The organism is Streptomyces sp. NBC_00490 (assembly GCF_036013645.1).
Classification (GTDB): domain Bacteria; phylum Actinomycetota; class Actinomycetes; order Streptomycetales; family Streptomycetaceae; genus Streptomyces; species Streptomyces canus_F.
The window spans coordinates 4089303-4103944 of sequence record NZ_CP107869.1 but is presented as its reverse complement, the minus strand read 5'-3'; the positions used below and the strand labels follow the sequence as shown (position 1 = coordinate 4103944).

General features: G+C 73.1%; 13 protein-coding genes. 4 read left to right on the top strand and 9 right to left on the bottom strand.

Annotated features, from left to right (window positions below):
• Positions 1-48 precede the first annotated feature (48 nt).
• Positions 49-1335 (top strand): glycoside hydrolase family 26 protein, encoded by a 1287-nt coding sequence (locus OG381_RS18495; RefSeq protein ID WP_327717189.1) that lies wholly within the window; start codon positions 49-51, stop codon positions 1333-1335.
• A gap of 22 nt (positions 1336-1357) precedes the next feature.
• Here OG381_RS18495 and OG381_RS18490 read toward each other — a convergent pair whose 3' ends face one another.
• From OG381_RS18490 to OG381_RS18450, 9 genes are all read right to left on the bottom strand, one after another.
• On the bottom strand, positions 1358-2446 hold the full coding sequence (locus OG381_RS18490) for a GNAT family N-acetyltransferase (protein ID WP_327717188.1): 1089 nt from the start codon (positions 2444-2446) through the stop codon (positions 1358-1360).
• Positions 2443-3099, bottom strand: coding sequence for a lipopolysaccharide biosynthesis protein (locus OG381_RS18485; protein ID WP_327717187.1), 657 nt, complete (start codon positions 3097-3099; stop codon positions 2443-2445). Before OG381_RS18485 ends, OG381_RS18490 begins: the two co-directional genes overlap by 4 nt.
• Positions 3096-4241: a glycosyltransferase gene (locus OG381_RS18480; protein ID WP_327717186.1), complete on the bottom strand. Its 1146-nt coding sequence runs from the start codon at positions 4239-4241 to the stop codon at positions 3096-3098. Before OG381_RS18480 ends, OG381_RS18485 begins: the two co-directional genes overlap by 4 nt.
• A gap of 1 nt (position 4242) precedes the next feature.
• Positions 4243-4965 carry a polysaccharide deacetylase family protein gene (locus OG381_RS18475; protein WP_327717185.1) on the bottom strand — a complete coding sequence of 241 codons (723 nt, stop codon included), beginning with the start codon at positions 4963-4965 and terminating at the stop codon, positions 4243-4245.
• Positions 4949-6889, bottom strand: coding sequence for a murein biosynthesis integral membrane protein MurJ (gene murJ, locus OG381_RS18470; protein ID WP_327717184.1), 1941 nt, complete (start codon positions 6887-6889; stop codon positions 4949-4951). The genes OG381_RS18475 and murJ overlap by 17 nt, the downstream gene beginning before the upstream one ends.
• 632 nt (positions 6890-7521) lie before the next feature.
• Entirely contained in the window at positions 7522-8853 is a 1332-nt protein-coding gene (locus tag OG381_RS18465) for an O-antigen ligase family protein (RefSeq protein WP_327717183.1), read from the bottom strand.
• A gap of 2 nt (positions 8854-8855) precedes the next feature.
• Positions 8856-10280, bottom strand: a complete 1425-nt coding sequence (locus OG381_RS18460; RefSeq protein ID WP_327717182.1) for a sugar transferase — start codon at positions 10278-10280, stop codon at positions 8856-8858.
• Positions 10277-11446, bottom strand: coding sequence for a glycosyltransferase (locus tag OG381_RS18455; protein WP_327717181.1), 1170 nt, complete (start codon positions 11444-11446; stop codon positions 10277-10279). Before OG381_RS18455 ends, OG381_RS18460 begins: the two co-directional genes overlap by 4 nt.
• A gap of 51 nt (positions 11447-11497) precedes the next feature.
• Positions 11498-12586, bottom strand: a complete 1089-nt coding sequence (locus OG381_RS18450; RefSeq protein WP_327717180.1) for a DUF3344 domain-containing protein — start codon at positions 12584-12586, stop codon at positions 11498-11500.
• Between the two features lie 295 nt (positions 12587-12881).
• On the opposite strand from OG381_RS18450, the gene OG381_RS18445 reads away from it, so the two are divergent.
• From OG381_RS18445 to OG381_RS18435, 3 genes are all read left to right on the top strand, one after another.
• A complete protein-coding gene (locus OG381_RS18445) occupies positions 12882-13121 on the top strand; it encodes a chaplin (protein WP_046263027.1) in 240 nt (79 codons plus the stop codon).
• Positions 13122-13362: 241 nt separating this feature from the next.
• A complete protein-coding gene (locus OG381_RS18440) occupies positions 13363-14082 on the top strand; it encodes a hypothetical protein (protein ID WP_327717179.1) in 720 nt (239 codons plus the stop codon).
• A gap of 249 nt (positions 14083-14331) precedes the next feature.
• Complete coding sequence (locus OG381_RS18435; RefSeq protein ID WP_327722495.1) at positions 14332-14619, top strand: hypothetical protein; 288 nt, start codon at positions 14332-14334, stop codon at positions 14617-14619.
• The last annotated feature ends 23 nt before the right edge of the window (positions 14620-14642 follow it).

The following is a 14642-nucleotide window of genomic DNA, read 5'->3' as shown; positions in this document are numbered from 1 at the left end:
ACTGAGTGTCAGTTATCGGATTAGCGCGAGAGTGAGAAAGGAGCAGGCATGGACTCACAGCAGCGACGGGCCCGGACCAGAAGGCTGGCGTTCATTGCGGCGTCGGTCGCCGCGTCCGCCGCCCTGGCCTCGGGGCCCGGATTCGCAGCGGGGGTGGGACAGGCCGGCGATCCTCCCGCTCCCACGCCGGCGGTGCCCGCGGTACCGGCCGTTCCGTCCGCGTCCGCTCAGCCGCCGGCGGCCACTCCGTCCGTCGGTCCGGTGACCGTGCCCGAGCCGAAGCCCGTACCGGAGCTCCCCGCCTTCGGCGCCTACCTCGACTACGGCCCGCGCGGAGTGAACCGTATCTCCGAGCTCAGCCGCTGGCTGGGCGGCGCCGATCTGCGCGTCGGCCACACCTATCTGCCCGGCGACCGCTGGAGCAACATCGAGGGCGCCCCCGACTTCCTCGACTCCTGGGCCGACTGGCGCAACCAGCGCGACGACCGCATGTTCGTCCTCAACGTCCCCATGCAGGAGCGCAACGAGGGCCGGGTCCCCGACTACCAGGTCCGGCGGCTGATCCAGCAGGGCGCGCGGGGCGACTTCGATCACCACTTCCGCCGCCTCGCCGAACGGCTGGTCGAGCTGAAGGTGCCGGACACGGTCATCGTGCTCGGCTGGGAGATGAACGGCATCACGTACACCCATCGCTGCGGGCCGGACCCGGAGGCCTGGAAGAAGTACTGGAACAGGATCGTCACCACCATGCGTTCGGTGCCGGGCCAGAAATTCCGCTTCGATTTCACGCCGAGCCGCGGTCAGGACTCCATCGGCTGGACGAAGTGCTATCCCGGTGACGACACCGTCGACATCATCGGCATGGACTCGTACGACCAGCCGGAAGGCATCTCATTCGACCAGCAGGTGAAAGAGCCGTACGGGCTTCAGGAGCACGTGGATTTCGCCAAGTCCCACGGCAAGGCAATTTCCTATCCTGAATGGGGACTCTTCCGCAACGGAGACAACGCCGAGTACATGCGGCGCATGCTCGCGTGGATGGACGAGCACAAGCCGCTGTACAACACGCTCACGGACTACTGTCCGCACGGCGTCTGGCAGTGCGGCGACAACCCCAAGGCGTCGGAGATCTACCGGTCCGTGCTCTTCGGACGCACCGACGAACCGACACCGGTGCCGACCGAGCCCACGCCCGACCCGACGCCCGAGCCGACGCCCGACCCCACTCCGACGAACCCGCCCAACTGTTCGCCGATGGACCTGGGCGAGTGGGTGGAGTACTGGATCGGCGGGAAGCTGTGCATGCGCTTCGACTGGTGGTCGCGCAGCCGGTGAGGACCGGGTGGCGGCGGGCCGGTCAGGGCCCGCCGCCACCGCGCTCCCTCCACCTGCGCACCAGCTCCTTGCCCCGGCTGCGGGCGGCGACGTCGCACAGTGCCGCCGCCAGCAGCGGGGCGGTGCGCCGCCGGGCCATCAGCAGCCGCTGGTTGACCACAGGTTCGGGCTTCCAGTGGTGTTTGTACGGCTCGTTGCCGCGCAGCAGACTCAGCGTGCCCCGCGCGTGGTCGCCGGCCGCGTCGAGCAGCATCACCGCCACATCCGCCTTGCGCTCACGCAGACATGGATGGGCGCCGTACAGATAGCCGCCCGCGAGCCGCCGCGACAGCAGCGTCAGATCGACGGCCACCACGTCGTCGTCCAGCCGGAACTCGGTGACGACCGCGTCCCCGGACCGCACCATCGGAGCGACCGAGCGCACCAGGTGGTCGCGGAACCGCGGCCGCAGATGCTCGCTCGTCACCTTCCGCCCCTGCCACTGGAGCTCGTGCAGCTCCAGAAGCCGCCGCAGCGCCTTGTCGACCTCGTCGGGCTCCACGACATGCCGTTCGATGCCGAGCGAGGTCAGCTTGCGCAGCTTGGCGCGCACCCGCTGCTGGGCCTTGGCCGACGGCAGCCGGGCCACCAGCTCGTCCATCGGCACGGCGGGCAGCTCCAGGCACAGCGAGTCGTCGACCCGGCGCCGCGGCCCGGGCCAGTGGTCGTAGATCCGCTGCGCCGCGCCGCCCGGCCGCACCTCGCGCAGGTCGACCAGTGCGGTGCGGGCAGCCGCGGCCAGCGCCTCGGTGAGCGCGGCGACCGGCTCCTCGCCCCGCTCGTCGTCGAGGAGGACGTCCCCGTAGTCGGAGATCGCCCCGCCGAGCGGCACGAGCGAGGGCACGGGACGCGGTACGCGCATCAGGGGCGCGGCGGCGACGAGGTCGCCCCCGTCCCGGACCACCAGGACACGCAGCCGCCCGCCACCGCCGTACGACAGCCACCACGAGTGCAGCCAGGCGTGGCTCTGGAACGGGGTCGCGGCGGAGGAACGGCCGTACAGGCGTGCCCAGTCGGGGGCGAGTGCGGCGAAGACGGTGTCGTCGGTGACGAGTTCCGTCGTGTACGTCACAGCTGGCCGTGGGCGTCGGCGGCGACGGCCGGGCCGGGCACCTGGGCCGGGCGCCCCGGCTCTCCGGCGGCCCGTCGCGGCCGCACCAGCAGCACCAGGCCACCGAGCAGTCCGCCCGCGCTCGCCCCGACCAGCCCGGTCACCGCGGGCGGGGCCGAGGACGGCTCGGTGGGCTTGGTGGCGCGGGCGAACTGCTGGAGCTCGACGTTGGTGGCGCTCTGGGCGGTGTCCGCGTGCCGGGTCAGGGCGCGGGCGACCGCGTTGGCCATGTCGGCGGCGAGGTCGGGGCGCGAGGAGGTCGCCGTGATCGCGACCATCGGGGCGTCCGGCGAGGTCGCGGTCTGCACGCTCGACTGCAGCGTCCTGACCGGGACACCCGCCCACACCTGCGCGTCCCCGAGCACCGCGAGCTGGGTCGCGACCCGGCCGTAGGCCTGCGCGAAGCCGAGGGCGGAGGCGGGGTCGGACTTCTCGGTGGGGACGGCGACGACATAGCTGGTGGCCGTGTACGTAGGCGCCTGGGCCAGGCTGTACGCCCCGCCCAGCATTCCCCCGGCGACGGCACCGGCCGCGAGCAGGGACCAGGCCGGGAGCGTCCTGGCGCGGGTGAGGACCGTGGCGGGGCGGCGCGGTCCGGTGGGGTTCTCGGTCATGAGGAACTGGCTCCCTGGGGTGACGTGGGCGACGAGGTCGCGGCCGCGTAGACATTCATCAGCTGTGCGGCGCTGCGGGTGATGCAGTAGTGGTGGGCGGCGTCCGGGGCGGTGCGCGGGCGCGGGCCCTCGGTGCGGGCCGCCGCGATCGCGCGGGCGAACTCGTCGGGGCCGCCCAGGACCTGGCGGCTGCCGGGGGCCGCCTGCGAGGGCAGGTCCTCGATCGCCGGGCAGGAGCTGTAGAGCACGGGGAGCCCGGACGCCAGCGCCTCGACGACCGCCAGCCCGAAGGCCTCCTCGGGCGACGGGGAGACGAGCAGGTCCATCGCGGAGGTGAGGGACGGCAGGTCGGGACCGGGCGAGCCGTCGGGAACGCAGGGGCGTTCGCCGGTGAACAGCACCCGGTCGGCGACCCCGGCCGCACGGGCGACCTGGCGCAACCGGTGTTCGTCCGGGCCGCCGCCGACCAGCAACAGCCAGCAATTGTCGGGCAGTTGGGCCATCGCCCGGATGACGGTGGCGAAGCGTTTGGCCGCCGTGAGCCGGCCGACGCCGCCGATGACGTACGCCTCCTCGGGCAGGCCGAGGCGGCGGCGGGTGTGCAGCCGCTGGAGGGCGTCGAAGCGGAAGCGGGGCAGGTCGATGCCGTTCGGGACGACCTCGATACGGGGGGCGGGCACGCCCCAGCGCTTCAGACGGGCGGCGATGGTGGGGGAGACGGCGACCGTCGCGCGGCCCAGGCGTTCGCTGGCCAGGTAGAGACCGCGGACCCCGGCGGTGAGCCTGCGGCCCTCCATCTGCGAGTCGCCGAGGGAGTGTTCGGTGGCGACGACCGCGCGGACGCCCGCGAGCCGCGCGGCGAGCCGGCCGTAGACACAGGCGCGGTACAGGTGGGTGTGCACGAGGTCGTAGCCGCCGGCCCGGATGTGGCGGACCAGGCGGGGCAGGGCGGCCAGGTCGCGGTTGCCGGCCATCCCGAGATGGGTGACGCGGACCCCGTCGGCGATGAGCCCGTCGGCGACCGCGCCCGGGTTGGTGAGCGTCACGACGTCGCAGTCGACGGGCAGGTGCCGCAGCAGCAGCCGCAGTTGCTGCTCGGCGCCGCCGACCCCGAGGCCGGTGATGACGTGGAGGGCCTTCATCTCAGATCCCCTCGACGGGACGGCGGCGCAGCCGGTGCAGCCGGTGCTTGAGGAAGAGGCGTACGGCGGTGTCGTTCTGGCCGATGTGCAGCCGGGGCAGGGCGTACGGGCCGGTGAGGTGGCCGGGGTCGATGGCGCAGGCGTACGCGTATCCGGCTTCCCGTACCGCGTCGACGGCGCGCTGGTCGAGTGTTCCGTACGGGTAGCAGAAGCCCTTCACGGGCGCACCGGTCAGCTCCTCCAGCGCGGCCCGGCTCTCGACGACCTCGGCCTTGAGCCGCAGGTCGTCGGCCTCGGTCAGGTCGATGTGGGTGAGACCGTGCGAGCCGATCTCCACGCCCGCCTCGCAGGCCCGGCGCAGTCCGTCGGCGTCGAGCAGCGGTTTGCGCGGGCCGAGCGGGTCCCAGGCGTTGTCGCCGCCGAGCCGGCCGGGCAGGACGAATAGGGTGGCCCCGAAGTCGTGCGCGCGCAGCACGGGCAGGGCGTGGTCGAGGAAGTCGGCGTACCCGTCGTCGAAGGTGAGGCCGACGAGGTCCTTGCGGCTGGGGTCGGCCAGCAGCGCGGCCATGGACACGCCCCGCAGACCGCGGCGGCGGAGCCAGGTCAGCTGGCGGTCGAGTCGGTCGGGTGTGACCGTGATGCGGTACGGGTCCTCGGAGCAGTCGCCGACCGAGTGGTACATCGCGATCCACGGGACGGGGGCGGATTCAACGGCAGCGGCCATGCGTCAGCCTTCGTGTGACGGAGCGTAGGGATCTCAGTGCGGGTACGACGCCCTGGGCGTCCAGCGCCCAGGCGAGCAGGACGAAGACGGCGGCGACGGTCGCCCCGCCCGCGGCGAGCCCCGGCACGGCGGACGGCACCTGCCCGGCGACGAAGGTCCCGGCGATCGTCGCGACCACCGCGGCACGGACGGGCCTGCTCAGCTCGCGCAGCGCGCCCCGCTTGCGGATCGGGACGCTTCTGGGGCCCATACCGGCCAGCAGCAGTACGGCGGTCACGGTGATGCCGACGGCGTTGGCGGCGGCGATGCCGCAGACGCCCCAGGGGCCCACCGTCCAGGCGCCGATCCAGGAGGTGGCGACGATGCCTGCGGTCATCGCGGCGACCGGGTACCAGCTGGGGCGGGCGGCGGAGAAGTACGACCGGACGAGCACGCCGGTCAGGGTCTGGCCGAGCAGACCGAGGGCGTACACGCGCATGACGTCCGCGGTGGCCGCGGTGTCCCGGGCGGTGAACGCGCCTCGCTGGAAGAGGAGTTCGATGATCTGCGGGGCGCAGGAGATCACCGTGGCGGCGCCGAGCAGCACCATGCAGGTGGCCAGCGCCAGGTCCCGTTCCACGCGGCTGCGGGCCCGCTCGATGTCGCCGTCGGCGAGGGCTCGCGCGACCACCGGGAAGGTGACCGTGCACAGCATCATCGACAGGGTCATCGGGATCTGGGCGACCTTCTGCGCGTAGTTCAGGTGCGAGATGGCGCCGGCGTCGAGGGTGGAGGCGAGGTAGCGCTCGATGAGGGTCTGGGACTGCCTGCACAGGGCGAAGAGGAGGACGGTGGCGACGAGGGCGGCGGTGACGGCACGGTCGCCGCTCGCGCCCGACTCCGGCTGAGCGACCTGCTTGCGGCACAACTGCCGTACGAAGGAAGGCAGCTGCACGAGGACCATCAGCCCGCCGCCGACCGCGACCCCGATCGCCGCCGACCGCACGCCCCACTGCCCGCCCAGGACGAACATCGTCGTGATGATGCCGGTGTTGTACGCCACGTAGATCGCGGCCGGTGCGAGGAACCTGCGGTGGGCGCGGAGTGCGGCGCTGCAGTACCCGGCGAGCCCGAAGCCCAGCACGCAGACCGCGGCGAGCCGGGTGCAGTCGACGGCGAGAGCGGGGTCGGGCAGGCCCGGGGCCAGCGCTTCGACGAGGTAGGGGGCGGTGGCGGCGATCAGCGCGGACACGGCGACGAAGGCCAGGGAGAGGCGGGGCAGCGTGGCGACGACCAGGGAGCGCACCGGATCCCCGGGAGCGCCCTGCGCCCGCCGCGCCAGCGCCAGGCTGAACGCCGGGACCAGCGCGAACGCCAGCCCGTCCTCGATGAGCAGCGTCGACGCGAACTCCGGGATCGTCCACGCCACCAGGAAGGCGTCCGTCTCGATCCCGGCCCCGAAGAGCCGCGCCAGCGCCTGGTCCCGCGCGAGCCCGAGGATCGCCCCGGCGACGGAGAGGACCGCGGTGACGAGGGTGGCCTTGGCCAGGAAGCCGCGGGAGACGGGGGCGAGGTCGGGATTGTCCCCGGGGGGAGTGGTGGGGGGACCCGCGGGGCGGGCCGATGGGAGAGCGGGGACGCGTCCCGCGGTACGGGAGGGGCGGGGAGCCCGGGACGGGCGGGGGGCGCGGACGGCGCGCGGGTGCCGGGAGGGCGCGGAAGCGTCCGGGGCCGGGGGAGCGGCCGGTGTACGGGATTGCGGGTGAGCCGGGGAGGCGCTGGAGACGCGGGGGCCGGCCGGAGCCTCGCGGGCCCCGGAATCCCCACCACTGAGGAACTCCCCGGAGCCTCCGGGCGCTACGAGCCACTCGCCCCTCCCGGAAACAGTGGACTCCAACGGCCCCCCGGAAGCCTCGGCCGACTCCACGCCCGGTCCCTTCGGCATGCCCGGGGAAACCCCGGAAGCCCGCTGACTCTGCGAGGCCAAGGCCCGTGCGGATGCCTCGGCGGGCTCCGCGTTCCGCTCGCCCGGGGTGCTCGGCGGAACCGCGAAGGCCCGGGTGCCCCGAACGATCATGGTCCGCCCTGAAGGCTCGCCGGTCCCTGCGTCCTGGCCGCCCGGGGAGTCCGTCGGGTCCGCGGAAGCCCGGGTGTTCCGGACGGCCATGGCCTGCCCTGAAGGCTCGCCGGCCCGTGCGTCCTGGCCGCCCGGGGAGTCCGTCGGGTCCGCGGAGGCCCGGGTGCCCCGAGCGATCATGGTCCGCCCTGAAGGCTCGCCGGTCCCTGCGTCCTGGCCGCCCGGGGAGTCCGTCGGGTCCGCGGAAGCCCGGGTGTTGCGGACAGCCATGGCCTGCCCCGTAGCCTCATCAGGCCGTGCGCCCCGTCCGTTCGGCGTGCTCGATGAAACCCCGGAAGTCCGCCGGCTCTGGGAGGCCAAGGGCCGTCCGGATGTCTCGGCGGGCTTCGCGTCATGGCCGCCCGGGGCGCTCGGCGAAACCGCGGATGCGGCGATGGGCCCCGCGTTTCTTCCGCGCGGCGGGCCTGCCGCGTCCCCGGGAGTCCGGGGCGGCGTCACCGTCATCGGGTTGCCGCCTCCTCGGCGCGGTCGGGGGCCGGGGCCGGGGTCGGCGCGGGCTGCTCGGGGGCGTTGCCGAGCAGGGCCCACCAGGCCACGAGGCCGAAGCACACCGCTGTCAGGACCGTCGAGGGTCCGCCGATGTCGGCGTACGCGAAGTCGGTGAGCTGCCAGACCAGGAGGCCGCAGGCGACCAGGGCGCAGTCGAGCCCCGGACCGGACCGGCGTACCCGTGCCAGCCCCCGCAGCCCGCACACCAGCAGGGCCAGCCAGCCGCCCGCGAGGGCGAGGAGGCCGATGAGGCCCTGCTCGGAGAGGACCAGGAGGTACATGTTGTGCGGGGAGAGCAGCGGCTGCTTGCGGAAGGCCGCGCCCGCGCCCTCGGTGTCGCTGCCGGCGGACAGCGCCAGTGAGGCGTGCGCGTCCCGGTGTTCGGGGAAGCCCTTCAACCCCACGCCGGTCAAAGGCTGTTCACGCCACATGCCGACCGCCGCCGCCCACATGGTGTACCGGTCGGTGACGGACTGGTCGGGCGCGTCGGTGACCTGCGTGATGCTGCTGATCCGCTCCTGGAGCATCGCCGAACCAACCCCGAAACCGCCCACCAGGATCACGCCCAGGGCCATCATCACGGCCGCCACCCGCAGCGCCCGCCGCATCCCGGCCAGCATCAGCTGCACCGTGCACGCGACCGCCGTGGCGATCCACGCCCCGCGGCTGAAGGACAGGGCGAGCGGCACCAGCAGGGCCAGCGCGCAGCAGGCGGCGACCGCCCGGTGCCGTACGGGGGTCCGGCCCAGCGCCAGCCCCACCGCGCACACCAGCCCGAAGCACACGACCGTCGCCATGCCCATCACGTCCTGCGCCCCGAAGGTGCCGACGGCACGGATCTCCTTGCCCTGGTACGAGGCACCGGTCCCGGTCAGGAACTGGTGCACCCCGATCGCCCCCTGCCACAGGGCGAGCCCCACGAAGGACCAGGCCAGGACACGGAAGTCGCCCCGGCCCCGGATCAGCAGCAGCACCGCGGCCGGGACGAGGACGAAGATCTGCAGATAGCGGCCCATACCGGTGATCCCGGCACCCGGTGAGGAGGCTCCCGCGGCGGCGATCGCCAGCCCGAGCACCGGCAGGCCCAGCACCACGGCCGCCGTGCGCGACAAGGGGCGCCGCCGGTCCCGTACCAGGAGGACCCCGCAGTAGAGCACCACCAGCGCCGAGACCGCGTCGGCGGGCCCCGCGCCCCCCTCGCCGCCCGGCCCGATCGGCAGTCCCAGCAGGGCGATCACCGCCACCACCGGGAGCACCGGCGCGCATCTGCGCACGTGGTCCATGGTCAACTCCCCGTCGGACGCACGAGAGCGGCGGCGGTGCGGGCCAGGATGCAGATGTCCTGCCACAGCGACCAGTTGTCGATGTACGCGTTGTCGAAGCGGGCCCGGTCCTCGATGGAGGTGTCGCCGCGCAGACCGTGGATCTGGGCGAGGCCGGTGATGCCGGTCTGCATCCGGTGGCGGGCCGCGTACCCGGGGTAGGTCTGGCTGAAGTTCGCGACGAAGTACGGGCGTTCGGGCCTCGGTCCCACCAGGCTCATGTCGCCCCAGACGACGTTCCACAGTTGCAGCAGCTCGTCCAGGGACGTCTTGCGCAGGAAGCGGCAGAACCACGACATCTGGCGTTCGTCCGCCACGCTCCAGCGGGTCGCCGACTCGTGCTCGTCGACCGGGCGGTGGGTGCGGAACTTCAGCAGCGTGAAGGGGCGGCCGTCCTTGCCGATGCGTTCCTGACGGAACACCACACCGCGTCCGTCGGTCAGCCGCAGCACCACCGCGCACACCAGCAGCAGCGGGCTGACCAGCAGCAACAGGGTCCCGGCCACCAGCACGTCCAGCATCCGCTTGCCGAAGCTGCCGCGCCGCCGTCCGCCCATGTCCAGGCGCCGGCAGGCGAATCCGGCGAGCTGGTCGCGGGTGGCGTACGACGGGGAGTCCGCGTCGACCTCCCACACCACGCAGCCCGACTCGGCCAACGCCCGCAGCAGCGGCCCCTGTTGGGACCGTACGGACGGATGCACGACCAGGACGTCCCGTACGCCGTTCTGGATGAGCGCCCGCTCGACCTCCTGACCGGTCGTCAGCACGGGCAGGCCCTCGCTGCCGTCCGGTGTCTCGGTGACGACACCCACCGGGCGTACTCCGCAGCGCGGGTGGCGCAGGATGCCCGCGGCCACGCGCTGCGCGGTCGTCGCGGGGCCGATGACGAGGGCGGCGCGCGGGCGGTTCCGCAGCACCGTGCGGCGCCGCCAGTGCACGGCGCCGCGGACCGCGCAGGCCGCCGCCGACTGGAGCAGGAAACCGAGGGCGAGCGTGTCGGCGGGCAGCGCGTGCTGCGGGGCGTACGCGGCGACCAGCGCGCCGAGCGCCAGCCAGGACACCGCGATCCGGCCGCAGACGGCGGGCAGTTCGTCCAGGACACCCGGCACCGCGCGGGGCAGGTGCGGGCGCAGCAGCATCGACGCGGACACCAGCACGGCCGCGAGCAGCGGATGGTGTGCGGTCCCGGTGAGCGCGAGGGCGCCGAGCAGCGCGGCGGCCAGATCCGCGGCGAGCAGCGGCACCGGCGAGGCGGGCCGGGGCTGCGGACGGCGGTGCGGGAAGCGGAAGCCGCCGGCGGCACCGCGCGACGGGATGACCGAGACGGGCGAGAATCCGTGATCCCGTGGCTGCCCGCCGGGCGAGGGGACGGTACTTTCGGCGGTCACGAGTGGATGGACTCCCTGTACTCGGTGGGCACGACGGGTCCCACGGCGCCGAGCAGTTCGCGGTACAGACCCGCCACCGCCTCGGTCGTGTGCCGCACGTCGTGCGTGGACAGGACGTGGTGGCGCCCCTGATGGCCGAGCGACTCGCACAGCAGCGGATCGAGGAGCAGCTCGGCGACGGCGGCGGAGAGCGATGCCGGATCACCCGGCGGTACGAGGCAGCGGGGCGCGAGATGCGGCGGCAGGCTCTCCCGGGCGCCGTCCACGTCGGACATCACGACCGGCCGCCCGCACGCCATCGCCTCCAGCGGGGCGAGCGCCATGCCCTCCCAGCGCGAGGGCAGGACGACCAGGTCGGCGGCCTGGTACCAGGGGGCGGTGTCGGTGGCGGCCCCGGCGAACAGCACCGACTGCGGTGCGCGCGCGGCGAGCCGGGCGCGGTCGGGTCCGTCGCCGACGAACACGAGCCGTGCCCGCGGCGCCCGCCGGTGCACCGCCTCCCACGCGTCGAGCAGGACGTCCTGCCCCTTCTGCCGGCACAGCCGTCCCACGCACACGACGAGCGGGGCCTGCGGATCGACGTCCGGCAGCAGTGACGCGCGTACGGTGCCCACGGCGGCGGGGTGGAAGCGGGCGGGGTCGATGCCGTTGGGGATGACGCTCCACCGCCCGGCGATCCCGGCGCGTACACCGGTCGTGCGCTCCGCGCCGCTCACGCACACCACCCGGGAGGCCCAACGCGCCCCCCACCGTTCCCACTTCAGTGCGAGTGCCGCGGTGACCCCGCCGACCGCCTCGAACGACCAGGCGTGCGGCTGGAACACCGTCGGCACCCGTCCCCGCACCGCGAGCCGCCCGGCCAGACCGGCCTTCGCACTGTGTGCGTGCACCAGTTCGGGCCGCACCTCTTCGATCACCTGAGCGAGACGCCGTACCTCCCCGACGAGCGACGGCCCTGGCGACCGGGTCGCCCGCCATCGCCGTACGTCCGCCCCCAGTTCCCGCAGACCGTCGGCGAAGGCGCCGTCCGGACAGGCCACCGCTACCTGCAACCCGGCCGCGAGCTGGGCTCGCACCAGGTCCGTCACGACTCGGGCGACCCCGCCCTCCACGGGTTGTGTGAGGTGAAGGACCCGTGGCCGAGGGTCGGTTGCTGACTGGTGCATTGCGCGGTTTCCTCGCTCACGGATGGCACTCGGGACGGGCGGGAACGCGCCTCACTGCGCGTCGACGGCGACGAAAAGTGCGCCGGTCCACGCCGCGTCCCGCTGGGAAACGAGCCGGAAGGCCAGCTGGTCACCGCCGGGGCGCAGAGCCGTGCCGAGATCGAACACATCGGAGTCGTAGCCGAGGGTGTTCGCATACGAGGGGACGCGCTGCGACGGCGTCGTTCCGGGCTCGGAAATCGTTGAATTCAGCACATCTGTACGGGGGTTGGCTGCGTCGGTCAGTGTCACGGGCGCCCTGCGGTCCGTCGGGCCGGTCGAAAGGGTGAGCGAGTCACCCGTACGGCCGCGGTCGCCGTCGTAGGCGACCAGTCCCGCCCGTCCGGAGGCGCCCTTCGGGAAGCCCAGCTTCCGGAGCCGAACCTCCTGGGCCGACGCGAGCGTCTCGAAGCCGTCCCACAGGGCCAGATGGCGCAGCGGCTCCGCCGCCTTCTCGTACGCCACCACCAGCGTCCAGCCGCCCCACGAACCGGCCGCCGACCTCCCCATCGCCACATTGACCTGGGCGACGGTGTAGAGGCCCGAACCGCTCTGACGGACCAGTTCGGTGACGTCCGCCGAGGCCTGGAAGGCGTCCGCGCCCTGGGCCACCCGGTGGCCGACCAGGGTGTCCGCGAGGACCTCCTTGTACTGGCCGCCGGGTTCGGCGATCAGCACCCGGCCGTTGTCCTCGGGCGGCTTCTGCTCGCCGACGCGGAGATTGCCGCCCCAGTACAGCCGCGCGTACGTGGCCCGGGCGCCCTCGGGCAGCCGGACCTCCGCGCGCGAGGAGTTGTAGGTGTTCGGGTCGGTGTCGACGTCGACGTAGAACATGTCGAAGCCGCCGTTGACCGCCGTCCCGCCGTCCCGGACGGCGGGGCAGGAGGGCTGGGCCGTGCCCGCCCGGCAGCTGATGGAGGCGTTGGCCGCGCGGACCATCCCGCCGTGCTGCAGGGCGCGGAACCGCTCGGCGAACGGCAGCCGCCCGGCCTCGGGAGAGGGCGGGGCGGCCGCGAGGGCGCCACCGGGGGCCCAGATCGTGGCGAGGGCGAGGACTCCTACCGCCGCCGGGCGCAGCAACGTGCGCAGGGAATGGCGCATGACCGGGTGGACCTTCCGGGAAAAGGTGCGGGGTCGGGAGGTGGCACGCCCGGGTCGTGGTGCCAGGGCGTCATGAGTGCGATTTGCTGGCCATAGGGGTGCGTCAAGAGGTCCGCAACTCTAGCTGCTATCCGTATTAATCCGGCGAAACCGGGCAAGTGTGTCGGATTGGTGAAGTCGGGCCCCAGCGACATCACCCCATTGGCGGCGCAACCCCCGCGCGCCCCGTGCGTTGACACAGCGCCGGGCATCCCCGCCCGGGTGTTTTGTGTCAACCCCCAAGGAGCACCTCTCCATGTCGCGTATCGCGAAGGGCCTGGTCCTTACCTCCGCCGCCGTCGCGGCCGTCGCCGGCGGTGCCGGCATCGCCGCCGCCGACAGTGGCGCGAACGGCGTGGCCGCCCACTCCCCGGGCGTGCTGTCGGGCAACGTCGTCCAGGTTCCGGTCCACATCCCGGTCAACGTCTGCGGCAACACCGTGAACGTCATCGGTCTGCTGAACCCCGCCTTCGGCAACACCTGCGTCAACGACTGACGTCCGCGCGCATCACCCTTGCCGGCCGCCCTCCCGTGGTTCCATCGCGGAAGGGCGGCCGGTTTGCGTTGCCCCGAATGGGGGGTGGCGGCGGCGACACGGTGAGCGGGGCTTGACAGGCCGTCTCACCAGGGAGGACGCCCGAGCTGGGCGATCACGGAGCGGGTCCGTTCGGTTGCAGAGCGCGGTGAGCGCTTTCACGGTGGGCACAAGATCCTCCCCGTAGCGAAAGGGATCCTCCATGCGTGCTCTGTCCGCACGACGTCTCGCGTCAGCCGCCGTCACCGCCACCCTCCTGATCGGGATCACCGCACCAGCCGCGGTTGCCGTCGACAACGAGTCGCAGAGCGAGCGCATCGAGGAGGCGGCGAAGGCACCTCTCCCCGGCGTCGACGGGCTCCTCGCGCAGGTCCAGACCCTGGGCAGCCTCGGAAGCGTCCTCGCCCCGGTCACCGACGTGCTCAACGCCGTCCTCAAGGCCGACGACGGACAGGTCTCCCCCGAACAGGCCACGCAGCTCCTGGACGCGGTCAAGGCCGCCATCGCCAAGGCCACCGCCGCGGCCCCCGCGCCGGTACCGCCGCCGACCGACGTGCCGGCCACCACCACGCCGGCGACACCACCGGCCACGACCACGCCGACCGACGCACTGCCCCTGCCCCTGCCCGTACCGGCGCTCCCGCTGCCCGCGGACAAGAGCGCCGACGACGCCAAGGCGCCCTCCGCCGACGCGGTCGGCGACGCGCTCGCCACCTTGCAGACGGCGGTCGGCGACCTGCTCGCCGCGGCCACCTCCGGCGACCCCACCAAGGTGGCCCCGGCCGCAACGAAGGTGGTGAGCAGCCTCCTCAACGCCGTCGTCGCCCTGCTGCTGGGCGGCGGACTCCCGCTGCCGCTCCCGGGGGACCTGCCGGTACCGGCGCCGCCCCTGCCGGTCCCGCTGCCGCTGCCCGCCTCCTGACCCCGCCGGTGCCCTCCTGGAACCAGGGCGGCGCCTGAGGCGAAGCAGTCGCCACCCCAGCCGTTGTGCCGGTCGCCCGACCGGCACAACGGCTGTTCTGTTTTCCTATTGCTTTTTAATAGCCCCCGGGAATCCCAACGGGTGGTTGCAGAAGTTTTCTGCGTACGGGGTTTCCGGGCCGGTCGGGGATCGTTAGGCACGGCGTCAGAATTCTCTCTGGTGACATGAGTTGCCGAAGAAAGGAACATGATGAAGTCCCTGAAGGCTGCCGCTGTTGTTGCCGGTACCGTGGCCCTCGCCGGTGCTGCCGCGCCCGCGTTCGCCTACAGCCCCGCCGACGTCACGCCCACCAGCCTCACCGGCGCCGTGAACTCGCTCACCAGTGGTCAGCTGGCCCCCGCCGACGTGATGCCGCTGCAGCACCAGTCGAACGCGCTCGACACCGAGAACAAGGACTCCGTGCTCAACACCGTGAAGGGCGCGACCGCCACGCTGAACAACAGCGGTCTGCTCGGCGGACTTCCGCTGGGTGGCTGACGCATCACTCTTGCCGAAAGGGC